General features: G+C 62.7%; 19 protein-coding genes. 8 read left to right on the plus strand and 11 right to left on the minus strand.

Going from position 1 to position 21,308, the window contains the following annotated elements:
- Positions 1-15: 15 nt before the first annotated feature.
- Positions 16-1,002, minus strand: a complete 987-nt coding sequence (locus A4R29_RS26150) for an ABC transporter substrate-binding protein (protein ID WP_013529319.1) — start codon at positions 1,000-1,002, stop codon at positions 16-18.
- A 258-nt stretch (positions 1,003-1,260) separates the two neighbouring features.
- Between A4R29_RS26150 and A4R29_RS26155 the strand changes: the two genes are divergently transcribed.
- The gene (locus A4R29_RS26155) at positions 1,261-2,232 is read left to right on the plus strand and encodes a sugar-binding transcriptional regulator (protein WP_027162947.1); all 972 of its coding nucleotides are present in this window, start codon (positions 1,261-1,263) and stop codon (positions 2,230-2,232) included.
- On the opposite strand, the gene A4R29_RS26160 is transcribed toward A4R29_RS26155, so the two are convergent.
- The 6 genes from A4R29_RS26160 to A4R29_RS26185 form a co-directional block, all read right to left on the minus strand.
- On the minus strand, positions 2,229-2,597 hold the full coding sequence (locus A4R29_RS26160; RefSeq protein WP_027162948.1) for a hypothetical protein: 369 nt from the start codon (positions 2,595-2,597) through the stop codon (positions 2,229-2,231). The genes A4R29_RS26155 and A4R29_RS26160 overlap by 4 nt on opposite strands.
- Positions 2,598-2,711: 114 nt before the next feature.
- On the minus strand, positions 2,712-4,109 hold the full coding sequence (locus A4R29_RS26165; RefSeq protein ID WP_063173185.1) for a pyruvate dehydrogenase complex dihydrolipoamide acetyltransferase: 1,398 nt from the start codon (positions 4,107-4,109) through the stop codon (positions 2,712-2,714).
- Positions 4,110-4,112: 3 nt separating this feature from the next.
- On the minus strand, positions 4,113-5,111 hold the full coding sequence (locus A4R29_RS26170) for an alpha-ketoacid dehydrogenase subunit beta (RefSeq protein ID WP_027163140.1): 999 nt from the start codon (positions 5,109-5,111) through the stop codon (positions 4,113-4,115).
- Positions 5,111-6,139 carry a thiamine pyrophosphate-dependent dehydrogenase E1 component subunit alpha gene (locus tag A4R29_RS26175; protein ID WP_027163141.1) on the minus strand — a complete coding sequence of 343 codons (1,029 nt, stop codon included), beginning with the start codon at positions 6,137-6,139 and terminating at the stop codon, positions 5,111-5,113. The genes A4R29_RS26170 and A4R29_RS26175 overlap by 1 nt, the downstream gene beginning before the upstream one ends.
- A 2-nt stretch (positions 6,140-6,141) precedes the next feature.
- Positions 6,142-7,470 (minus strand): NAD(P)H-dependent oxidoreductase, encoded by a 1,329-nt coding sequence (locus A4R29_RS26180; protein WP_024503031.1) that lies wholly within the window; start codon positions 7,468-7,470, stop codon positions 6,142-6,144.
- A 459-nt stretch (positions 7,471-7,929) separates the two neighbouring features.
- Positions 7,930-8,718, minus strand: a complete 789-nt coding sequence (locus A4R29_RS26185) for a 3-hydroxybutyrate dehydrogenase (RefSeq protein WP_027163142.1) — start codon at positions 8,716-8,718, stop codon at positions 7,930-7,932.
- A gap of 223 nt (positions 8,719-8,941) precedes the next feature.
- Here A4R29_RS26185 and A4R29_RS26190 point away from each other — a divergent pair, with 223 nt between their 5' ends.
- Positions 8,942-9,688 carry an acetoacetate decarboxylase gene (locus tag A4R29_RS26190; RefSeq protein ID WP_027163143.1) on the plus strand — a complete coding sequence of 249 codons (747 nt, stop codon included), beginning with the start codon at positions 8,942-8,944 and terminating at the stop codon, positions 9,686-9,688.
- Positions 9,689-9,735: 47 nt separating this feature from the next.
- Complete coding sequence (locus tag A4R29_RS26195; protein ID WP_024503027.1) at positions 9,736-10,896, plus strand: patatin-like phospholipase family protein; 1,161 nt, start codon at positions 9,736-9,738, stop codon at positions 10,894-10,896.
- Positions 10,897-11,324: 428 nt separating this feature from the next.
- Here the strand turns inward: A4R29_RS26195 and A4R29_RS26200 are convergent, their stop codons facing one another.
- Both A4R29_RS26200 and A4R29_RS26205 read right to left on the minus strand, forming a co-directional pair.
- Positions 11,325-12,926, minus strand: a complete 1,602-nt coding sequence (locus A4R29_RS26200; protein ID WP_013529309.1) for an inorganic phosphate transporter — start codon at positions 12,924-12,926, stop codon at positions 11,325-11,327.
- A 124-nt stretch (positions 12,927-13,050) separates the two neighbouring features.
- The gene (locus A4R29_RS26205) at positions 13,051-13,584 is read right to left on the minus strand and encodes a TetR/AcrR family transcriptional regulator (RefSeq protein ID WP_024503025.1); all 534 of its coding nucleotides are present in this window, start codon (positions 13,582-13,584) and stop codon (positions 13,051-13,053) included.
- A 145-nt stretch (positions 13,585-13,729) separates the two neighbouring features.
- Here A4R29_RS26205 and A4R29_RS26210 point away from each other — a divergent pair, with 145 nt between their 5' ends.
- Together A4R29_RS26210 and A4R29_RS26215 are read left to right on the plus strand one after the other, a co-directional pair.
- Positions 13,730-15,061 carry an efflux RND transporter periplasmic adaptor subunit gene (locus A4R29_RS26210; RefSeq protein ID WP_027163144.1) on the plus strand — a complete coding sequence of 444 codons (1,332 nt, stop codon included), beginning with the start codon at positions 13,730-13,732 and terminating at the stop codon, positions 15,059-15,061.
- Positions 15,058-18,141: an efflux RND transporter permease subunit gene (locus A4R29_RS26215; protein WP_013529306.1), complete on the plus strand. Its 3,084-nt coding sequence runs from the start codon at positions 15,058-15,060 to the stop codon at positions 18,139-18,141. Before A4R29_RS26210 ends, A4R29_RS26215 begins: the two co-directional genes overlap by 4 nt.
- Positions 18,142-18,340: 199 nt before the next feature.
- Here the strand turns inward: A4R29_RS26215 and A4R29_RS26220 are convergent, their stop codons facing one another.
- Positions 18,341-18,796 (minus strand): L,D-transpeptidase, encoded by a 456-nt coding sequence (locus tag A4R29_RS26220; protein WP_013529305.1) that lies wholly within the window; start codon positions 18,794-18,796, stop codon positions 18,341-18,343.
- 353 nt (positions 18,797-19,149) lie between these two features.
- Here A4R29_RS26220 and A4R29_RS26225 point away from each other — a divergent pair, with 353 nt between their 5' ends.
- Both A4R29_RS26225 and A4R29_RS33400 read left to right on the plus strand, forming a co-directional pair.
- On the plus strand, positions 19,150-19,482 hold the full coding sequence (locus A4R29_RS26225; RefSeq protein ID WP_063173186.1) for a hypothetical protein: 333 nt from the start codon (positions 19,150-19,152) through the stop codon (positions 19,480-19,482).
- A gap of 37 nt (positions 19,483-19,519) precedes the next feature.
- A complete protein-coding gene (locus A4R29_RS33400; protein ID WP_013529303.1) occupies positions 19,520-19,687 on the plus strand; it encodes a hypothetical protein in 168 nt (55 codons plus the stop codon).
- Positions 19,688-19,759: 72 nt separating this feature from the next.
- Here A4R29_RS33400 and A4R29_RS26230 read toward each other — a convergent pair whose 3' ends face one another.
- Entirely contained in the window at positions 19,760-20,461 is a 702-nt protein-coding gene (locus A4R29_RS26230; RefSeq protein WP_013529302.1) for a response regulator transcription factor, read from the minus strand.
- A 46-nt stretch (positions 20,462-20,507) separates the two neighbouring features.
- On the opposite strand from A4R29_RS26230, the gene A4R29_RS26235 reads away from it, so the two are divergent.
- A complete protein-coding gene (locus tag A4R29_RS26235; protein ID WP_174299078.1) occupies positions 20,508-21,281 on the plus strand; it encodes a response regulator in 774 nt (257 codons plus the stop codon).
- Positions 21,282-21,308: the final 27 nt, after the last annotated feature.

Raw genomic sequence — 21,308 nt, forward strand, 5'->3', positions numbered from 1 at the left:
GACTGGATTGCCGGCTCAGCCGCCGAACAGTTCCGAGAACTTCGCCTTGTCGGCGTCGGTTTTGGCGACGATTGCCTTGGTGTCGAACGGCATCACCTTGACCTGGACGCCTTCCGGCAGCCATTCGGGGCGGCCGACCGAGGCGCGCGCCGGCAGATAGCCCATCGAAAGCGCAAGCTTCTGGCCGTCATCGGAAAGAATGAAGTCGACGAACTTCTTGGCGCCGTCGACATTCCTGGCAGTCTTCATGATGGCGACCGGTTCGGTCACTGCCGGCACACCTTCCGAGGGGAACACGAACTCGACCGGGGAACCCTTCTTCTTGGCGTTCATCGCCATGAAGTCGACCAGGATGCCATAGGGCTTTTCGCCCGATGCCACCGACTTCAGCACCGCACCATTGCCGCGCACGCTGACGGTGTTGTTGGTCTTCAGCTTCTGGAAGAAATCCCAGCCATAATTGGCGTCGCCGACGAAGCCCGAAAGCAGGTAGGCGGCGGCACCCGAATAGAGCGGGCTCGGCATGACCAGGCCATCGGCATAGGCGGGCTTGGCAAGATCGGCCCAATGCTGCGGCTTCTCGGTCGCAGCGGTGTTGTAAACGATGCCGGTGGTGATCAGCTTGCTGCCGAAATAGGTCTTGTCGGCGTCATAGGCATCCGCTTCGATGCCATCGAGCTTTGCCTCGGGATAGGGCAGTAGCCGGTCGTCCTTCTTCAACAGCTCCATCGAGACCGCATCGGCGATCAGAAGCACGTCGGGCTGCGGGCTGCCGGCGGCAAACTCGGCCGCCATCTTGGTCAGGATGTCGCTCGTTCCGGAGCGATAGATATTCACATCGATACCCGGCTGCGCCTTCTTGAAGGCATCCACGGTCTTGGCCGCGTCGGCTTCCGGCTGGGACGTGTAGAGCGTCAGTGTTTCGGCGTTTGCCACGCCGGCAAACAAAGTTGCTGCGAGCGCCAGCTGGCTGGCCAGCAGCTTGATGAAGTGCGTCTTCAATGAGACCTCCTGTCTTTCTGTGCATGACCGGTCCGGCTCTGGCCGGCTCCCCGTCTCTTCCTCCCTGCACGGCGCATATGACTGGTGGATGACACAGCGCGTGAAACCCACAAAATATGTTCATATGTACGATGTCAATTACAAATGAACAGAAATGTGCGACAATCGACACGCCGCAGATCCGGCATCAGTTGACATCCGGCCGGTATTTCCTTGATGAGCACCGGTCAGGCCACGGCTCATGAGGGACAGGAACCGATGACCACAGAAAAACCCAGACAGGCTCGCCTGCCGATGGTCTCGTCGGACCTTACCGTCAAGACGGCATGGCTCTACTATGTCGAAGGTTTTACCCAGGAACAGATTGCCGAAAAGCTCGATGTCTCCAGGGTGAAGGTCATGCGTACGCTGGCCTCCTGCACCGCCGAGGGCATTGTCGTCACCATGATCAACGCGCCGACCGCCGGGCAGGTGGCGCTCGAGCGGGGACTGGAAAAGCGCTGGGGTCTGAATGCCGCCGTCGTCATCCCGACGCCTTCGGCGCATGACCATCTGGAGAAAGCCATCGGCCATGCCGTCGCGGCCTATCTCGGCGAGCAGATGCAGGACGGCATGACGCTCGCCATCGGTGGCGGCGCGACCCTGCATGCCAGCCTCGGCTTCCTTGCCCGCCGGCAGCTGAAGCGTGCCTGTGTGGTGGCGCTCGTCGGCAGCCTGCCGCACTCGCAATGGATCAATCCGTCCATCGTTGCCGCCAAGGTAGCCGATGTCTTCGAGGTCGACAGCTACCAGATCACCGCGCCGGTCACGGTCGACAATTCCTCGCTGCGCGATCTCCTCTGGGCGCAGCCGACCCTGCAGGATGTACGCCAACGCGCGGCCGCCGCCGACATCGCGCTGCTCACCGTCGGCGACATGTCGCCCGACGCCACCATCTTCCGGCATGGCATCGTTCCGTCATCGCTGATCGCTCCGTTGAAAGCGAAGGGCGCGGTCGCCAACATGCTGTGCTATTTCGTCGATGCCAATGGCCGTTTGGTGGACCACGAGGTCAACGGGCGTGTCATGGCCATCGATCTCGATGTGGTCGGCAAGGTGCCGAATGTGGTTCTCGCCGCGGGCGGCAAGCGCAAGGTCGCGGCGATCCTCGCCGCACTGAAAGCAGTCGACACCAATGTGCTGATCACTGACAGCGACACCGCCACGGCGCTGCTTGCCAAGGGCGGTTAGATGAGCCCGCGCTCGCGCAAAAAATCCTCGACGCCGACATGGGTCATGGATTCGAATTCGGCGATCGCCTCGGCCACCCGCTTGCGCTGCGCCGCCAACAGTGTGAACACCTGCTTCATCTCGCCGGAAACACCAAAACGGCTCCACCGCTCGGCGATATGCGTGGGCAGACCGATGTCGGCGCAGAACGCGTCCAGACTGTCATAGCCGAGGCTGGTGACGAGCTGCCTGGTCTCCTCCGCCGACATGCGAGGCTCGAAGGCGTGGTCGTGCAGGCGCTGCGCCACCAGCTTGATGTCGGATGGCGACGCACCCATGACCTTGCCGAACAGGGTTTTGACGTCAGATGGGTCGAATGCAGGCATATTTGGCCTCCCTGGATCGCAATCCAGATAGAACATGGGTCAAGGGTCAGCGCCTGACAAGTCGTTTCTGTCGCAAGCCGGCGCATCAGTCGGCGCCGGCTTCTGCTTGGTGGATCAGACCAGCAGGCCCATCGGATTTTCAAGGAGGTTCTTGAAGGCGACCAGCAGTTCGGCACCCAGCGCACCGTCCACGGCGCGGTGGTCGGTCGACAGCGTCACCGACATCACGGTGGCTATTCTGATCTCGCCGTTCTTGACCACCGCCCGCTCCTCGCCGGCGCCGACCGCCAGGATGGTCGCGTGCGGCGGGTTGATGACCGCGGCAAAATCCTTGATGCCGAACATGCCGAGATTGGACACCGCCGTGGTGCCGCCCTGATACTCTTCCGGCTTCAGCTTGCGGCTGCGCGCGCGACTGGCCAGATCCTTCATCTCGTTGGAGATGGTGGACAGCGTCTTTTCGTCGGCTTTGCGGATGATCGGTGTGATCAGCCCGCCGGGGATCGACACGGCAACGCCGACATCGGCGTGCCTGTGCTTGACCATGGCGCTTTCGGTCCACGAGGCATTGGCATCGGGCACCGCCTTCAGCGCCATCGCCATCGCCTTGATCACCATATCGTTGACCGACAGCTTGTAGGCCGGAGCATCACCCTTGTCGGTCTTCTTCACCGGGGCTGCCGCATTGATCTGCGTGCGCAGCGCCAGCAGCGCATCGAGCTCGCAGTCGAGCGTCAGGTAGAAATGCGGAATGGTGGTCTTGGCCTCGACCAGGCGGCGCGCAATGGTCTTGCGCATATTGTCATGCGGGACGAGGTCGTAGGAGCCCTGTTCGAACAGTTTCAGCACCTGATCGTCCGACATCGCCTTCACCGCAGGGGCAGCGGCAGCCGGAGCCACTGGTGCGCCAGCGGGCGCTGCCCTGGCGGCAGGCTTTGCGCCGCCACCGGCAATGGCCGCGTCGACATCGGCCCTCACCACCCGGCCATACGGGCCGGTGCCAGATACGGTCGAGAGGTTCAGGCCGGCCTCACGGGCCAGGCGTCGGGCAAGCGGTGTTGCACGGCCGGCCGATGGCGATTGGCCGATCTCCCCCCTTGTGGGGGAGATGCCAAGTGGCGGCAAAGAGGGCAGGGCAGAGGGGTGAGTGACAGAATGAGACGTTGGCGCGACAGCGCCCCCCTCTGTCGACTTCGTCGACATCTCCCCCACGGGTGGGGAGATTGGCGCCTTGTCCTGCTTGGCCGCAGCAGCATCAGCCCCATAGGCCTCACCGTCGGCATAGATCCACGCCACGGCAGCGCCGACCGCAATATCGACACCCTCTTTGCCGGTGACATCGCGCAGGACGCCGCTGGCCGGCGCATCGATTTCCATCGCCGCCTTGTCGGTCTCGATCTCGAACAGCACATCGCCCTTCTTGACGTGCGCGCCCTCCTCGGCAAACCAGCGCGAGATCTGTCCGGTCGCCATGTCCATGTCGACCTTGGGAAGAATGACTTCGGTCGGCATGGGCTAGCGGACCCCTTTCACGAGGTCGCGCGCGGCGGTGATGATGTCCGGAATTTGCGGCACCGTCGCCTTCTCGAGTTCCGGATTGTAGGGGATCGGCGTTTCGGCGCCGCCCAGCCGCACGATCGGCGCGTCGAGATAGTCGAACGCTTCGCTCTCGGCGATCATGGCGCTGACCTCGGCGCCGATGCCCAGCGTCTTGACCGCTTCGTAGACGCATAGCAGCCGCGACGTCTTCTTGACGCTGTCGATGACGGTCTGCTTGTCCATCGGCCGGATGGTCCGGAGATCGACGACTTCGACGTCGATGCCTTCGCTCTCCAGCACGGCCGCCGCGTCGAGCGCCTTCTGCACCATGATCGAGGTGGCGACGATGGTGAGATCCCGGCCCTCGCGGCGGATATCGGCCTTGCCGATCGGCACGGTGTAATAGCCTTCGGGCACCGGGCCCTTCATCTTGTAGAGCAGCTTGTGCTCGAAGATCATGACCGGATCGGGATCGGCGACCGCCGCCAAAAGCATGCCCTTGGCATCATAGGGGGTCGCCGGCTGGATGACTTTCAGACCCGGCACATGGCCGAGCCAGGCTTCGAGGCTCTGGCTGTGCTGAGCCGCCGCACCGGTGCCGGAACCGGCGGGAAAGCGCATCACCACGGGAACCGAAACCTCGCCGCCCAGCATGAAGCGCATCTTGGCCGCCTGGTTGACGATCTGCTCCATGGCAAGCGTGGCGAAATCGGAAAACTGGAACTCGAAGATCGGCCGCATGCCGGTGAGGGCAGCGCCCACCGCGACGCCCGCGCCGCCCAGTTCCGAAATCGGCGTGTCGATGACGCGGTCAGCGCCGTAACGTTCGACCAGGTCGCCGGTGACCTGGAAGGCGCCGCCATAGACGCCGATATCCTCGCCCATCAGGAAAACGCGTTCGTCCATGTCCATGGCGATCGCCATGGCTTCCTGGATCGCCTGGGCGTAGCTCAGTTCACGCACCATCGCGTCCATCACGCCTGCTCCGTATACACGTAATTTCCCGTCTCGCTGATATCGGGCGAAGGGCTCGCCTTGGCGAACTCGATGCCCTCGGCGATCTCTTGCGCCACGGCATCGCGAATGGCCTCGATGCCCTTGTCGTCGATGAAGCCGAATTCCCTGAGCTCGCTTTCGAACAGGGTGATCGGATCGCGGTTCGACATCCAGTCCTCGATCTCTTCCTTGGTGCGATAGCGGTTGCGGTCGCTCTTGGAATGGCCGCGATGGCGGTAGGTCTTGGACTCGATCAGCGTCGGCCCCTCGCCGGCGCGGGCTCGGGCAACAGCCTGATGAGACGCCTCGGCGACCTCGGAGAAGATGTTGCCGTTGACGATGACGCCCGGCATCGAATAGGCGGCGGCGCGCTCGGCGATGTTCTTGACCGCGGTCGAGCGGGCTGTCGATGTCGACATGCCGTAGCCATTGTTCTCGCAGACGAAAATGACAGGCAGCTTCCAGACCGCCGCCATGTTGAGCGCCTCGTGGAAAGCGCCTTCATTGTTGGCGCCATCGCCGAAGAAGGAGACCACGACCTTGCCGGTCTTCATCATCTTGGAGGACAATGCCGCCCCGACGGCGATCGGAATACCGCCACCGACGATGCCATTGGCGCCGAGATTGCCCTTGCCGACATCGGCGATGTGCATCGAGCCGCCACGGCCCTTGCAGTAGCCTGTGGTCTTGCCGAAGAACTCGGCGAACATGCGCTTGACCTCGGCGCCCTTGGCAATGCAGTGGCCGTGACCGCGATGCGTCGAGGTGATCTGGTCATCCTCGGCAAGCGGCATGCAGATGCCCATGGCGCTGGCTTCCTGGCCGATCGACAAATGCATGGTGCCGTGGATGAGGCCGCGCGTGTAGCACTCCTCCGCGCCCTCTTCGAAGCGGCGGATCAGGTACATCTTGTGGAGCACCTGCTTGAGCTGCTCGGCGCTGTACTGGCGGTAGACGAAGGGCAGATTGGCGCGACTGTTAGTGACGGCTTTGCTGGCTGTGGCCATGATCACGCTCCCACGGTCCCATAGACGAGCTTGTCCTGGCGAGCGCGCAGTTCGGCGATCTTGGAGCCCGCCGCGGGCGCTGCATTCGCATAGGTTATGAGTTCACCCTTCTTGATCGGCGCGGTGACCGAGCCGCCCTGCAGCAGGCCGCAGGGAATGGCCTTGGCGGCGCGCGCCTCGGGCGTCGTCATGATCCAGGCGCGGTAGCAATATTCGCCGATCGCATCGAGCTTCTCGCCGGGCTTCATGTCCTTCTTGGCCACGGCGGCGACTTCGGCCACCGGCTTGGCCAGCGGCACCATGTCGGCCTTGCCGTAGAGTACGACGCGCGCGCAGGTCAGCGGCACTTCGAGCGAGGTCAGGTGATAGGGACGATGGAAAGTGAAATACGGGCCTTTGCCCATCTTCAGATCTTCCATGCGCTCGGAGATGCGCGGATGCGACATGTCGGCAACGACGAAGACGCCGGGCGCGACACCCTTGCCGATCGAATAGTCGACGACGCCGACCTTCGACAGAACGCCGCCATCCTTCTGCGGCACCAGCACCTTGGACAGTTCGCCAAGCGTCGCCGCCGGGCCATGCATGCCAGCCTTGTCTGGAACCAGGCCCGTGGCATTGGCGATTGCCGCCATCTCGACCATAGTCTTGGAGCCGTCGACGAATTCGACCAGCATGCGGACATTCATGTGCCGGCGCTTGGCTTCCTCCTCATAGTCCGGGGGAATGGCGTCGATGTTGAGCGGATTGTTCTTGCCCTTGCCGGCGGCAACGATCGGGTGACCCATGGCCGAGACGAACTCGATCAGCTCCATGCAGGAGGACGGCTCATCGCCGGCGCCCAGTGAATAGGTGACGCCGAGCCGGTCGGCCTCGCTTTTCAGATAGGCGCCGATGGTGACGTCGGCCTCGACATTCATCATCACCAGATGCTTGCCATGCTCCATGGCGCGCAGCCCGATCTCGGCGCCAACGGCGGGAACCCCGGTGGCATCGATGACGACGTCGATCAGATCATTGTTGATGACAAGGTCGGCGTCGTTGGTGACCGCGACCTTGCCGGCTTCCATCGCCGACGTCATAGCCGAAGCATTCGACACTTCGCGCGCATGCCCGGTTTCCTGGAAAGCGATATCGACGGCCTTGCTGGCAGCCGGCAGGTTCAGTTCGGAAATGGCGCCGATCTCGATGCCCGACATATGGGCGACACGAGTGACGATGTCGGTTCCCATCTCGCCCGAGCCGATCAGGCCGATGCGGATAGGCTTGCCCGACTTTGCGCGTTCCTCGAGATCGCGGGCAAGACCCGTCAACGAAACATTGGAAGCCATACCGCTCGTTCCTCCCATAATGCAGGCTTGTTCGATTGCCTGACGCGTATTGAACATCTGTATTTCTGTCAAGACTAATGTCCATATTCCCGTGCTTTTTGGACACTTTCACCGTAGTCCGGCGGGACGAGAAAGAGGCTGGGAAACCCGATGCCGCGCAGTCGCCGTCAGTGCGCGGATGGGCATCGGTTGGGATCGTTCAGCTCAGCAACGGCGCAGCCTGTTGCGTTGCCGTGCAATAGGCCGGCACATGCGACTGGCGGCATCTTGGCCCTCGCGGGAAGTCTTGCTCAGTGTCCCGCGAAGCCTGCCGGAGACGGGCAACCCGCCGCGTCGATCGGAAAATCATGGAAATGCACGACCACGCCATCCGCATCGATTAAGATCACGGCATAGCCGGGTGCTTTTCTGCCAGCGCCCAGCGGCACCAGCAGGCAAACGGAACGCTTGGATTACCCTCTACTGTGCCGTCCAGCCGCCATCCATCGGCAAGGTGGTGCCGGTGACCTGCCTGGCCGCGTCCGAACACAGGAACAGCGTCAGCGCGGCGAGCTCGTCGACGGTGACGAATTCCTTGGTCGGCTGGGCGGCGAGCAGCACATCGTGCTTGACCTGTTCCTCGGTCATGCCGCGCGCCTTCATCGTGTCGGGAATCTGCCTTTCGACCAGCGGCGTCCAGACATAGCCCGGCGCGATCGCATTGACGGTGACGCCGTCGAGCGCTGCTTCGAGCGCTACCGTCTTGGTGAGGCCCGCAATGCCGTGCTTGGCCGACACATAGGCCGACTTGAACGGCGAGGCGACCAGCGCATGCGCCGAGGCGGTGTTGATGATACGGCCCCATTTGCGCGTCTTCATGCCCGGCAGTGCCGCCTTGATGGCGTAGAACGCGGCGAGCAGATTGATGCGGATGATGGCTTCCCACTTGTCATCGGGAAACTCCTCGATCGGCGCGACATGCTGGATGCCGGCATTGTTGACCAGGATATCGAGACTGCCGAAGGCAGCCTCGGCCTCACGCACCATGGCGCTGACCGCCGCGCCATCCATCATGTTGGCACCGGAATAGCGGCACTTGACGCCGAAATCCCTCTCGATGCCGGTGCGCTCCTGCTCGATGGCAGCCGCATCGCCAAGGCCGTTGATGGTGACATTGGCGCCTTCGGCGGCAAAGGCGCGGGCGATGGCCAGGCCGATGCCGCTGGTCGAGCCGGTGACGAGGGCGTTCTTCGAAGACAGGAAACCCATGATGATCTCGCAAGAGGTGGGAGGGAACGAACGGGGCCGCCTTTGTGCGCCGCACCATGACAGTGCCATAGCCATATGTCGGTGCGATTACAGGGTTGAGACGGCCGTCGACAGGCCTCTTGGGCGGCTGTCAGGCGGCTGACACGGCACTGTCATGGTGCCGTGCAACATAATCCGGAGCGCATTCGCGCAGTCATTCCTGAACCAAAATGGGGCTACAGCCTTGCAGATCGCCGATGTCGTGAAGCGCGCCTATGCGATGCCGCTGACCAACCCCTCCTTTCCGCCCGGGCCGTACCGTTTCTTCAACCGCGAATACGTCATCATCACCTACCGCACGACGCGCGAGGCGCTAGAGGCTGTCGTGCCGGAGCCGCTGGAGATCGACGAGCCGCTGGTCAAATACGAATTCATCCGCATGCCTGACTCGACCGGTTTCGGCGACTACACCGAGACCGGCCAGGTCATCCCGGTGCGCTACAAGGGCCAGCACGGCGCCTACGTCCATTCGATGTATCTCGACGACGACGCGCCGATCGCCGGCGGCCGCGAACTGTGGGGCTTTCCCAAGAAGCTTGCCAATCCGAAGATCGTGCATGAAGGCGAGGTCATCGTCGGCACGCTGCACTATGGCAGCGTTCTGTGCGCCACCGGCACGATGGGCTACAAGCACAAGGAAGCCGATCACGGCTCTGTCCTCGCTTCGCTGGCCGCGCCCAATTTCCTGATCAAGATCGTCCCGCATGTCGACGGCACGCCGCGCATCTGCGAACTGGTCCGCTACCACCTCACCGACATCACGCTGAAGGAAGCCTGGACCGCGCCCGCCGCACTCGATTTGCGGCCGCACGTCATGGCCGACGTGGCGCGGCTGCCGGTGCTCGACATCGTGTCCGCTGTCCACTTCACCGCCGACCTGACGCTTGGGCTGGGCGAAGTGGTTCACGATTATCTCGCCGACCGCACCTGAGCTGCACAAGCCTTTCAGAGCCCAAACAGAAGTCGGAGACCAAAGCCGTGCTCGAACGCAATCGCAACAAGGAGGCCACCGCCACCATCGCGGAGATCTCGGCGCAGTATGACCGCGTCGCGCTGGTGTTTCAGGGAGGCGGCGCGCTCGGCGCCTACCAGGCTGGGGTGTACCAGGCATTGGCAGAGGCCGGCTGCGAGCCGAGCTGGCTTTCCGGCGTGTCGATCGGCGCCATCAATGCGGCGATCATCGCCGGCAATGAATCGAGCCGCCGGCTGCAGCGCCTCGAGCAATTCTGGCAGACGATTTCGGGTCGCAAGATCTGGGCCTATACGCCAGAAGGCGACATCTACCGTGATATCCGCAATCGCACCAGTTCGTGGATGACCATGGTCATGGGGCAGCCGGGCTTCTTCAAGCCGCGCAATCCTAACCCCTGGATGGAGCAGCCCGGCGCCGAGGGCGCCACCAGCTTCTACGACACGGCCGAGCTGAAGGAGACGCTGCAAAGCCTGATCGACTTCGACATCCTCAACGACGGCAAGAAGCGGTTGAGCGTCGGCGCGGTCAACGTCCGGACCGGCAACTTCGTCTATTTCGACACCGACAAGGTCCGCATCGAACCGGAGCACATCATGGCCAGCGGCGCGCTGCCGCCGGCGTTCCCGTCGATCCGCATCGAAGGCGAATATTACTGGGACGGCGGCATCGTCTCCAACACGCCGCTGCAATATCTGCTCGACCAGGAAGAGGACCGTTCCTCGCTGGTTTTCCAGGTCGACCTGTTCAGCGCGCGAGGCGTCCTGCCGCGCAGCATGCCGGACGTGCTGTCGCGCCATAAGGACATCATGTATTCGAGCCGCACACGGCAAAACACTGACAATTTCAAACGCATCCACGGTCTCAAGATGCGCCTGCTCGATGCACTGAAACGGGTGCCGAAGGAGTTGCGGACGCCGGCCGAGGAAGCGCTGATCGAGGACTATTCGGACGCCGGCACCGTCAACATCGTGCACCTGATCTATCAGCACAAAGGCTATGAGGGTCACGCCAAGGACTATGAGTTCTCAGGCACCTCGATGCGCGAGCATTGGGAGACAGGGTTGGAGGACACGCAGCGCACCTTGCGCCATCGTGAGTGGCTGACGATGCCGACCAATGTCGACGGTGTGGCCATCCATGACCTGCATCGCGAAGACCCGACGTAGCCAGGCCGGTTATGCCCAACGGTTCAGCGTGTTGGCCAGGATTCGTTTGAACGGCCATCGCCGACGCTCGAGATTGGCCGACGCCTCCAAACTTCGTCATCCTTGGGCGAAGCAGGAGCGAAGCTCCGTCGCGGAGACCCTGGGATCCATGCCGTGACCTTTGCCACGGAGTGCAGCGGAGCAGAATTCTGCACCGCGGCAACGCTCAGGAGTCGCGGCATGGATCCTATGGTCTGCGCCGCGTCGCTTCGCTCCTTGCTCCGCCACAGGATGACGAAGCGAAAGGCGTTTCGGCCAATTTCCTAGGCATGTTCCACGTCAACAGAAACGAATACGTCTTCGCCCCTTGAACGCAGTGCTCACTTAAAGAAAAAAGGCAGCGCCGGTCACCCGGCGCTGCCTTTTCTTTGGACGCTTATACGCTCGGCTCAGAACACCTGGCGGAAGATGATGAACAGCACGAAGGCCAGCGTGATCGAGCACGGCAGCGTCAGCACCCAGGCAAGCAGCAGATTGCGCACCGTCGCCCATTGCAGCCCCGAACCGTTCGCCGCCATCGTTCCGGCAACGCCCGACGACAGCACATGAGTCGTCGACACCGGCAGTCCCAGCCGATCGGCCATGCCGATGGTCACCATCGCCACGAGTTCGGCCGCCGCACCCTGGCCGTAGGTCAGATGGCTCTTGCCGATCTTCTCGCCGACCGTGACGACGATGCGTTTCCAGCCGACCATGGTGCCGAGGCCGAGCGCCAGCGCGACGGCGACCTTCACCCAGATCGGGATGAACTTCGTCGCGTTGTCGACGGCCTTGTGATAGTCGGTGACCGCTTTCAGATCGGCCGCCTCCATCGGCAGCAATTGCTTCTTGTCGATCAGCTTGAGCGCTTCGCCGATCAAATAGATGTCGTTGCGGGCGTTGCTGACCAGATCGGTCGGCACCGTCTCGACCGAGGCATAGGGCTGCAGGCCAGCCGTCGTGTTGTGGATGTAGGTCTGCAGCGCAACCGTCGTCTGGTCGTTCCAGGTCCTGGTGCGCACGGCATCCTGGACGGCGGCCTTGGCATCGGTGACGGTGACCCCGGGCTTGGCATATTTGCCCAGCGCCGTTTCGACGCTGACCGAGGCAGACTTGTAGGCTTCGAGATAGTTGATGTCGGGGGTGCGGTTCAGCGCATAGGCCGTCGGCACGACGCCGATCAGGATCAGCATGATCAGGCCCATGCCCTTCTGTCCGTCATTGGAGCCATGCGCAAAGCTGACGCCGGTGCAGGTGAAGATGAGCAGGCCACGGATCCACCATGGCGGCGGCGTGTTGCCCTTCGGCGCCTCGTAGAGCGCCGGATTGCGCACCAGCAGCTTCATTACATAGAGCAGGATCGCCGCGGCGAAGAAGCCGATGATCGGCGACACCAGCAGGGTGACGCCGACATTGGTCGCCTGCGACCAGTCGACGCCGCTGGTGGCGCTGCCGGCGGGCGCCATGAACTGGTTGGCAAGGCCGACGCCGATGATCGAACCGACCATCGTGTGCGAGCTCGACGCCGGCAGTCCGAGGAACCAGGTGCCGAGATTCCACAGGATCGCCGCCACAAGCAGCGCGAACACCATGGCGAAGCCCGAGGACGAGCCGACCTGCAGGATCAGCTCGACCGGCAGCAGCGACAGGATGCCGAAAGCGACCGCGCCGCTGGAGGTGAGAACCCCCAGGAAATTGAAGGCGCCCGACCACATGACGGCGAATTCGGCCGGCATCGAGCGCGTGTAGATAACCGTCGCCACTGCATTGGCGGTGTCATGGAAGCCGTTGACGAACTCGAAGCCGAGCGCGATCAGCAAGGCGATGCCAAGCAGGATCCACGGCACAGTCTTGGCCACCGCAAGATCCTGGCTGAGCGCGTAGCCGACATAGGCGATGCCGACGAGCACCAGCACGCCGAAGGCCGGCAGGAACCACTTCGCGCTGCCCGATTGATCCAGCGGATGATCCGGTCTCGGAATGCCCGCCTCGCTAGAAACTATGTCCACCATGTCCCACTCCAGATGCATTGCAGCAAAGAACTGGGAAGACGCTATGTCCGCACGATGAACCCTGTGTGACGCCGGCGAACGCCGCGTTCACGAACAGGCCCGCCGAAAAGCGGGTGGGCGGCGCCTATTTGGCAATCTCGAGCAGCGACGATACCAACAACTGGCGCTCGTCTTTCGACAGGACATCCGAATCGAAGAGGTTCATGCTGCGCAATCCCTCGATGGCGAGATAGCAGATCAACAGCGATTTGAGATCCGGCGTCTCGCCCTTCAGCCGCTCGAAAAGCTGCCGCTTGAAGGTCTTTATCGGCATCATGAAATCGGGATCCTCGGCGATGGCCGAGAAGATCCAGGACGCCGACGGCTGCTTTTCCTCGCAATCATTGGCCGACAGCCTGATGTAGACGGCCAGGGGATTTTCGTCTTTGTCATTTGTGCTGGCGGCTTCCAGCGCGTGCTCGAACTCGCGCAGATAGCCTTCGACCAAACCTTGCATCAATTTGGCCTTGGTCGGGAAATTGTAGAGGAGCCCTCCCTTCGACACGCCGGCACGGCTGGCGACGGCATCCAGCGACAGGCTGCCTGGTCCGGATTCCCGGGCAACATCAGCCGCCGCGGCGAGAATCTTCTCGCGCGAATTCGGTCTTTGGGCTCTCATGGTGCCTCCCATCGCAAGCTTAGGCCCAATTGACAAGACCGTCCAGACGGTACAGGAAGACCGCCATTATTTGAAATCGGGACCCGCAGTCGGTATGTGTCCCGATATCCGCGCTTCGCGCCGGATTTCGACTGAGGGGACTTCCTTGTTCAAGCGCATACTCCGTATCTTTATCATTGTTCTGGTTCTGGCCCTGCTCGTCGTCGTGGTCGGCGGCATCGTCGGCTTCAACTTCCTGCGCGACAACGGCATCAAGCAGTACTTCGCATCGATGAAGCCGCCGGCGGCAACCGTTTCGACGACCATCGCCAAGCCTTCGGCCTGGACGCCAGGCGTCGAGGCGATCGGCACGGTCAAGGCGGTGCGCGGTGTCGACCTGACGGTCGAGACTACCGGTATCGTCAAGGACATCCTTTTCCATGCCAACCAGAAGGTGGCGGACAATGCGGTTCTGCTGCAACTCGATGACGCCGTCGAGCGCGCCGACCTCGATGCACAGAAGGCGCAGGCCGCGCTAGACCAGACCTCACTTGCCCGCGCCATCGAACTGACCAGGCGTGGCGTTGGCTCCGACTCGACGCTGGACACGGCGCGTGCGGCGGCCTCGGCCTCGGCATCCCAAGTCACCAAGCTGCAGGCCGTGCTCGACCAGAAGCAGCTGACGGCGCCTTTCGGCGGCACAGTGGGTATCCCGAAGATCGATGTCGGCCAGTATCTGGCGCCCGGCACCGCGGTGGTGACATTGCAGGACCTCGACACGATGCGGGTCGATTTCACGGTTCCCGAACAGCAACTCGCCTTGCTCAAGATCGGGCAGACGATTCGATTGGGCTTTGGCGGCGAGGACAGGCCATTCGCAGGCGCCATTCGTGGCATAGACCCGAAGATCGACTCGTCCAGCCGGCTGGTGAACATCCGGGCGGAAGTCGCCAATCCCGATGGCAAGCTGACCCCCGGCCAGTTCGTGCAGGTGCGTGTCGAGCTGCCCGAAGAGCAGAACGTGCTGACCCTGCCGCAGACGGCGCTGACGACAAGTCTCTATGGCGACTACATCTTCGTGGTGCAGCCAGCCAAGCCCGCCGAGACAGCGCCAGCTGCCAAGCCGGAGGAAAAACCCGCTGCGCCGGCAGCCGACAAATCGGCTGACGCCAAGCCTGCGGACACCCAGCCGGCCGATGCCATGAAGCCGGCGGCTGATGCAGCCAAGCCTGCCGCCGATGCGGCAAAGCCAACTGATAAGGCTGCCGATGGGGCCAAGCCGGCGGCGGAAGGTGACAAGCCCGCGCTCGTGCTGTCGCAGGTGTTCGTCAAGCCCGGCCGCCGCAATCAAGGCATGGTCGAGATCGTCGAGGGGCTGAAGGCCGGCGACGAGGTCGTCACCGCCGGTCAGAACCGCCTCTTCAACGGCATGTCCGTCGTTGTGGACAACACCATCGACCCGACCAAATCGGCGAACAAGCAGGCCGGCCAGCAATGAGCTTTTCAGATCTCTTCATTCGCCGGCCTGTTCTTTCGACGGTCCTTGCTTGCATGATCCTGCTCCTGGGTTTCCAGGGCATCTTCAACCTGTCGATCCGGCAGTATCCGAAGGTCGATGAAACGGCCATCACGATCACCACGGCCTATCCAGGCGCCAGCGCCGATCTGATCCAGGGCTTCATTTCCGCCCCGATCGCCCGCGCCGTCGCCTCGACCGAAAACATCGACTACGTCACCTCGTCCAGCCGCCCGTCCTCCAGCACCGTGACGGTGCAGATGAAGCTCGGCTCGAACCCCGACGTCGCGCTGACCGAAGTTCTGTCCAAGGTCCAGGGCGTGCGCGGCACTTTGCCGGACGCGTCGAAGGACCCTGTCATCGTCAAGGGCACCGGCCAGCAGTTCGCGATGATGTACATCTCGATGCAGAATCCGAACATGACGAAGGAGCAGCTGACGGAGTATATCGAGCGCGTCATCAGACCGCGCATGTCGACGGTCGAAGGCGTCGCCGACGTGCAGATCTTCGGCGCCCAGGAATACTCGATGCGCGTCTGGATCGATCCGGTCAAACTTGCGGCGCGCGGCGTGACCGCCTCCGAACTGCTGACGGCGATCAACAATTCCAACTTCCTGTCGGCGCCCGGCAACACCCAGAACGAGTATGTCGTCTCCTCGATCACGGTGCGCTCGACATTGCAGACGCCGGAGGCATTCGCCGAGCTGCCGCTGCGCTCGACCGACGGCAATGTGGTGCGGTTGCGCGACGTGGCTCGCGTCGAACTCGCCGCCGAGAACACCGACACCAGGGTCTCGTTCAACGGTAAGCCAGGCACCTTCCTCGCCATCTTCCCGACGCCGGCGGCCAATCCGCTGACCACGGCGGCTGCGCTCACCAAGCTGGTGCCGCAGATTCAGGAGACACTGCCGAAAGGCATGACGATCGAGGTCGTCTACGACGCGACCGGGCAGATCAGCGCCTCGATTGAAGAGGTGTTCAAGACCATCGGCGAGGCGGTTGCCATCGTCGTCGTCGTCATCCTTCTGTTCCTTGGCTCCTTCCGGTCGGTGATGATGCCGATCATCACCATCCCGTTGTCGCTGATCGGCGTCTGCTTCCTTTTGTTCGCGGTTGGCTACTCGATCAACCTTCTGTCGCTGCTGGCCATGGTGCTGGCGATCGGCCTGGTCGTCGACGACGCCATCGTGGTGGTGGAGAACATCCACCGTCACATGGAAGAAGATCACATGTCGCCGATGCAGGCTGCGTTCAGCGGTATGCGCGAAATCGCATCAGCCATCGTTGCCATGACCATGACGCTGGCCGCCGTGTTCGCACCGCTGGCATTTACCGGCGGCCTGACCGGCGCGCTGTTCCGTGAATTCGCGGTCACGCTCGCCGGCTCGGTGGTGCTGTCGGGTGTCATCGCCATCACCATCACCCCGATGATGTCGGCACGCCTCTTGAAGTCCGGCACGCCGGGCCGTTTCCAGCGCATTGTCGACGGCACCTTCGCGCGCGTCGAGCATGTCTATGAACGCGCCGTCACCGGATCGCTGAACTATCGCCCATTGACGCTGATCATCGTGCTTGCGCTTGTCGGCGTCACCGGCTTCATGTTCACCAAGACCTCGAGCGAACTTGCGCCGGAAGAGGACCAGGGCTTTCTGCTCTCGATTGTGACGGCGCCGCGTTATGCGACGTCCGATTACACCGAGACATACGTCAACCAGATCCTCGGCCTGGTGAAGGATATTCCCGAAACACGGGCGCAGTTCTCGGCCGTCGCCTTCGGCGGCACGACAAACAGCGCCTTCGTCGGCTATGCCTTCAAGGACTGGGCGGAACGCAAGCGCAATTCGAAGGAACTGCAGGCTGACATTACGGCCCGTATCGCCAAAGTGGCCGGTGTCGAGGCCTTCGTCTTCGCACCGCCGACGCTGCCGGGCTCCGGCGGCGGCCTGCCCATTTCCATGGTGGTGCGATCGACCGGCGCTTCCTCGGAAGTGTACGAGGTGGCCGAGCAGATCAAGAACAAGGCGCAGGCCTCCGGCCGCTTCATCGTCGTGCAGAATTCGATGGCCTATGACGCACCGGAGGTGACGGTGACCATCGACCGCGACCGCGCCGCCGCGCTGAACCTGCCGATCGCCGATATCGGCCGCACGCTGACCTTGCTGGTCGGCGGCGCCGAAGTGGCGCAGTTCGACCGCGATTCCAACAGCTACGACATCATCCCGCAGGTGCCGCAGGAGTTCCGCGACGACCCCGACAAGCTCGGCGAATACTTCGTGCGCAGCGTGACCGGCGAGATGGTGCCGCTATCGGCGGTGGTCAAGATTTCGACCAATGCGGCGCCGGCGGCAATCGAGCAGTTCAACCAGCTGAATTCGTCGACGATTTCGGCGCTTCCGCTGCCCGGCGTCACCACCGGCGACGGGCTGAAGGCGCTGGAGGACATCGCCAAGGAGAGCCTGCCCGACACGTTCTTCATCGATTATTCCGGTCAATCGCGACAGGAAAAGGAACAGGGCAACACCATCCTGATCGCTTTCGCGGCCGCAGTTGTCGTCATCTATCTGGTGCTGGCGGCGCAGTTTGAAAGCTTCCGTGATCCGCTGATCATCATGATGGCGGTGCCGTTGTCGATCTTCGGCGCGATCGTGCCGCTCAATCTGGGCCTCGGCACGCTCAACATCTACACGCAGGTCGGCCTGATCACACTGATCGGTCTGATAACCAAGCACGGCATCCTGCTGGTCGAGTTCGCCAACCAGCAGCGTGAAAAGCATGGCATGCGGCGGCGCGATGCCATCATCGCCTCGGCCAAGGTGCGCCTGCGGCCGATCCTGATGACGACGGCGGCGATGGCGCTCGGCGTTGTGCCGCTGATCACGTCCAGCGGCGCTGGTGCCGCGGCCCGCTATTCGATGGGCCTGGTCATCTTCACCGGCATCCTGGTCGGCACCATGTTCACGCTCTTCGTCGTGCCCATGTTCTACACCTTCATCGCCAGCAAGGACCTGCCTCATCTGGCGGAGAAGCCGGACCCCAAGCTGATGCCGGCACTGCCGAGCTAGGACGGTCGAGGGAGTCCCGCCCAGAAATGCGCGGGGCAGATTGATGGAAACAAAAGAAAAGAGGCCGGGAAATTCCCGGCCTCTTTTCTTTTTGGCTGGGCTCGATACCGCCGGTTTGAACTGTACGCAATACCGCAGCGTTTTCCGGAGGGAGCTTTGAGGCGCGGCAGCATGCTGCCACGCCACCGTTTCCAGCCTGCTACTTGACGATGACGATGCTGGTGTTGGTCGCCCCGAAGGTTTCGACGAGCTGGTAGAAATCGGCGGCGTTGTCGGGGTGCAGCCGCACGCAGCCATGCGAAGCCGGCTGGCCGAGGCGCTTGATCGCATAGGTCGCGTGCACCGCATAGCCGCCGCTGAAGAAGACCGAGTGCGGCATCGGGGCGTTGTCGTATTTCTTCGAATACCACATTTCATGCATGCGGGTCGGCTTGAACGAGCCGGTCGGCGTCACATGGGCCCGGTCGCCGGTGGAGACTTTCCAGGCGAAGGTCGGCCGGCCGTCGACGGAGACTTCCATGATCTGCTGCGAAAGCGAAACGCGGGCCACGATCTTGTTGGCGGCATGCGCGGCGCCCGAGCCGAACAGCAGTGCGGCACCGGTCAGAGCGGCGGCGGCGATGTTGATGAGCTTGGCGGAAATGGCGGTATGCATGAAGAAAATCCCCTCTCTCTGCCGGTCCAGCCGGCTCCAATTCGATGGCTGCTTATCCCAACGTCATGTTTCGGAGAGATTTCGCAAAATGCTCATTTGTGTTTCGAATCTGTTTCCACTGGTTAACAAACGGCAACCCCATTAGAGCCGTCGGTGGCCCGCCAGCGAGACCCTAGCAAGACCAAGGTCAGGAACATGGGTATCCGTCGCTAAACGAAAGTGCGAATTAGCAGTATTCGAAAGGACCGCCGTAGATCTCGAAACCAAACTGCAACAAAGCGAGGTTTCAAGCGGCATGATCCGGATACGGGCCGCAAGCAAAGTTGACGCAACGAAAACAGCCGGTAACGAACATGGGAACGAAATCGAACGCGCTGTCCTGGCTTTTCAGGATCAGCATCGCGGCAGCGGTCATCGGCGGCGTCGGCACGGTTGCCGGCACCCCGCTGACAAGCCTCGGCGCGATGACTTCAGGCGAGATTTCGACCCTGCACGCCGCACTGTTTTTCGCCACGGTCTGGATTGTTTCCAGCCTGCGCATCGCCCGGCTAAAGGCCCTCTGGCGGGTCGGCCTTAGGCTGACGGGTTTGAGCGGCGCCTCCGGCAACTTGCTGCCGAGAGGACCGAAGGCCCGCGCCGAGACGGGGGGTTCCGTGGGCGGCGCGGGCGCTTCGGGGGTATCCTGAAGCGACCCGCAACAAACCATTTTGGGGAATTGGTACGATGAAAACGAAATTTGCCGCTTCGGTGCTTTCCGCACTGCTTTACGCCCAGGGCCTGCTCGGCTTTGCCGGCCTTGCCACCGTGCTGCTCAGGGACCGCGCCCACGCTGGCGAGCTGACCATGGGCAGTGACATGCCGGTGGGTCCATCGCTTCTGCTGGTACGCTGAGCGCCAAGAGCGTCGGGGCCGGAGATGGAAAATCCGATGCCCGAAACCAGAGACTGCGTCAGTGCCCGGCAATCAGTCCGCGAATTGCCGCGGCGGATCGAACCGGTAGCCGGCGCCGCGTATGGTGGTGATGGTTTCGGTGTCGAGTTTGCGGCGCAGCCGCACGATGCGCGAATCGATCGAGCGATCGAAGGCATCGGCGTTTTCGGCCGGCGCCGCGGCGATGATGTCGTCGCGCGTCAAAACCTTGCGCGGACTGGCCAGGAACAGCCTGAGCAGCGCCACCTGACCGGGCGAAAGCTGTTCCTCCGTGCCGGAGCGATGCATGACCATCGCCGATCTCAGATCGACGGTCGCGTTCTCCAGCACGATCAGTTCCTGGGTGCCCCTGCCGCGGCGCGAAAGCAGGCCGCCGACACGGGCGGCCAGTTCACGGACATTGAGCGGGCTCTCGACGACGTCGGCCGCACCAAGCTCCAGCGCCAGCACCTTGTCGACAAGATCGGCCGGGCGGCAGATCAGAATGAAATCCGGTCCGCCCTCACCGCCTCCTCCTTGGCCGCCATAACGTCTGAGCAGGTCCCGCCCCTCCGCCTGGCTGAGGCTGTCGCCGACGACGACGACGTCAATGCCCTTTCCCGACAGCAGCGATTCGGCCTCCCAGGGCTGGCGTGCCTGATGCACGTCATGGCCGCGCCGTTCAAGATGGTCGGCGAGTTCGGTCGCGACCACTTCGGCTACCGAAACGAGCGCAATGACGGATCGTGCGGCCATGTTTTCCAACCGTTCCCTGGCAACCCCGATATGAGTGCTGGACATGATGTTTATACCCAATCTACTTTCCACTGAAAGTGGGAGCGAAAGCATCGTGCGGGCAAGAATTGTCATCGTCGAGGATGAGCCCGACCTGAGGGACGCTGTCGCCGAATACCTTGGCGCCGCCGGATATGACGTGGCCACCGCTGAAAGTGCGGCCGCCGCGCGCAGCCTCGTTGAAACGCAGTCGTTTCATCTTGCCATTCTCGACATCGCCATGCCCGGCGAGGACGGCCTCTCGCTTGGCCGCTGGCTGCGTTCGAAACTGCCGATCGGCATCATCTATGCGACCGCGGCCGGCACCGCGCTCGACCGCATTGTCGGGCTGGAACTCGGTGCCGACGACTACATCGTCAAGCCTTACGAATTGCGCGAGGTGCTGGCCAGGGTGCGCAGCGTGTTGCGCCGGGTTCCCCAGCCCAAAGAGCTGCAGGACAAGAGGGCCGGGGCGGATCGCCGTTCCGTTGCCTTCGGCCCCTTCCAGGCCGATCTCGACGGCAGGCTGGTCACCGGCGCCAATGGCGTGGTGATCGACATGGCCAAGAGCGAGTTCGACGTGCTGGAGATTTTCCTCACCCGCGCCAACCGGCTGCTGACCCGCGCCGCTATCTCCGAGGCGATCGGTTTCACCGAAGATCCGGAATCGTCACGCGCGGTCGACATTCGCATCATGCGGCTGCGCAAAAAGATCGAGGCCGATCCCGCCAATCCGAAATTCCTGCGCACGGTGCGCGGCGAGGGCTATATCTTCTCGCTGCCGGCCGGCGACGGCAACTGAGCACCGGGCCAGAAGGATGTGGTTGCT

The sequence above is a fragment of the Mesorhizobium ciceri biovar biserrulae genome (genome assembly GCF_001618845.1).
In the GTDB taxonomy this organism is placed as follows: domain Bacteria; phylum Pseudomonadota; class Alphaproteobacteria; order Rhizobiales; family Rhizobiaceae; genus Mesorhizobium; species Mesorhizobium ciceri.

Bases quoted from the DNA above. Each gene is read 5' to 3' on its own strand.
- A4R29_RS26155 (WP_027162947.1), top strand. From the start codon at position 1,261: ATGACCACAGAAAAACCCAGACAGGCTCGCCTGCCGATGGTCTCGTCG.
- A4R29_RS26160 (WP_027162948.1), bottom strand. From the start codon at position 2,597: ATGCCTGCATTCGACCCATCTGACGTCAAAACCCTGTTCGGCAAGGTC.
- A4R29_RS26165 (WP_063173185.1), bottom strand. From the start codon at position 4,109: ATGCCGACCGAAGTCATTCTTCCCAAGGTCGACATGGACATGGCGACC.
- A4R29_RS26170 (WP_027163140.1), bottom strand. From the start codon at position 5,111: ATGGACGCGATGGTGCGTGAACTGAGCTACGCCCAGGCGATCCAGGAA.
- A4R29_RS26175 (WP_027163141.1), bottom strand. From the start codon at position 6,139: ATGGCCACAGCCAGCAAAGCCGTCACTAACAGTCGCGCCAATCTGCCC.
- A4R29_RS26180 (WP_024503031.1), bottom strand. From the start codon at position 7,470: ATGGCTTCCAATGTTTCGTTGACGGGTCTTGCCCGCGATCTCGAGGAA.
- A4R29_RS26185 (WP_027163142.1), bottom strand. From the start codon at position 8,718: ATGGGTTTCCTGTCTTCGAAGAACGCCCTCGTCACCGGCTCGACCAGC.
- A4R29_RS26200 (WP_013529309.1), bottom strand. From the start codon at position 12,926: ATGGTGGACATAGTTTCTAGCGAGGCGGGCATTCCGAGACCGGATCAT.
- A4R29_RS26205 (WP_024503025.1), bottom strand. From the start codon at position 13,584: ATGAGAGCCCAAAGACCGAATTCGCGCGAGAAGATTCTCGCCGCGGCG.
- A4R29_RS26215 (WP_013529306.1), top strand. From the start codon at position 15,058: ATGAGCTTTTCAGATCTCTTCATTCGCCGGCCTGTTCTTTCGACGGTC.
- A4R29_RS26220 (WP_013529305.1), bottom strand. From the start codon at position 18,796: ATGCATACCGCCATTTCCGCCAAGCTCATCAACATCGCCGCCGCCGCT.
- A4R29_RS26225 (WP_063173186.1), top strand. From the start codon at position 19,150: ATGGGAACGAAATCGAACGCGCTGTCCTGGCTTTTCAGGATCAGCATC.
- A4R29_RS33400 (WP_013529303.1), top strand. From the start codon at position 19,520: ATGAAAACGAAATTTGCCGCTTCGGTGCTTTCCGCACTGCTTTACGCC.
- A4R29_RS26230 (WP_013529302.1), bottom strand. From the start codon at position 20,461: ATGGCCGCACGATCCGTCATTGCGCTCGTTTCGGTAGCCGAAGTGGTC.
- A4R29_RS26235 (WP_174299078.1), top strand. From the start codon at position 20,508: ATGTTTATACCCAATCTACTTTCCACTGAAAGTGGGAGCGAAAGCATC.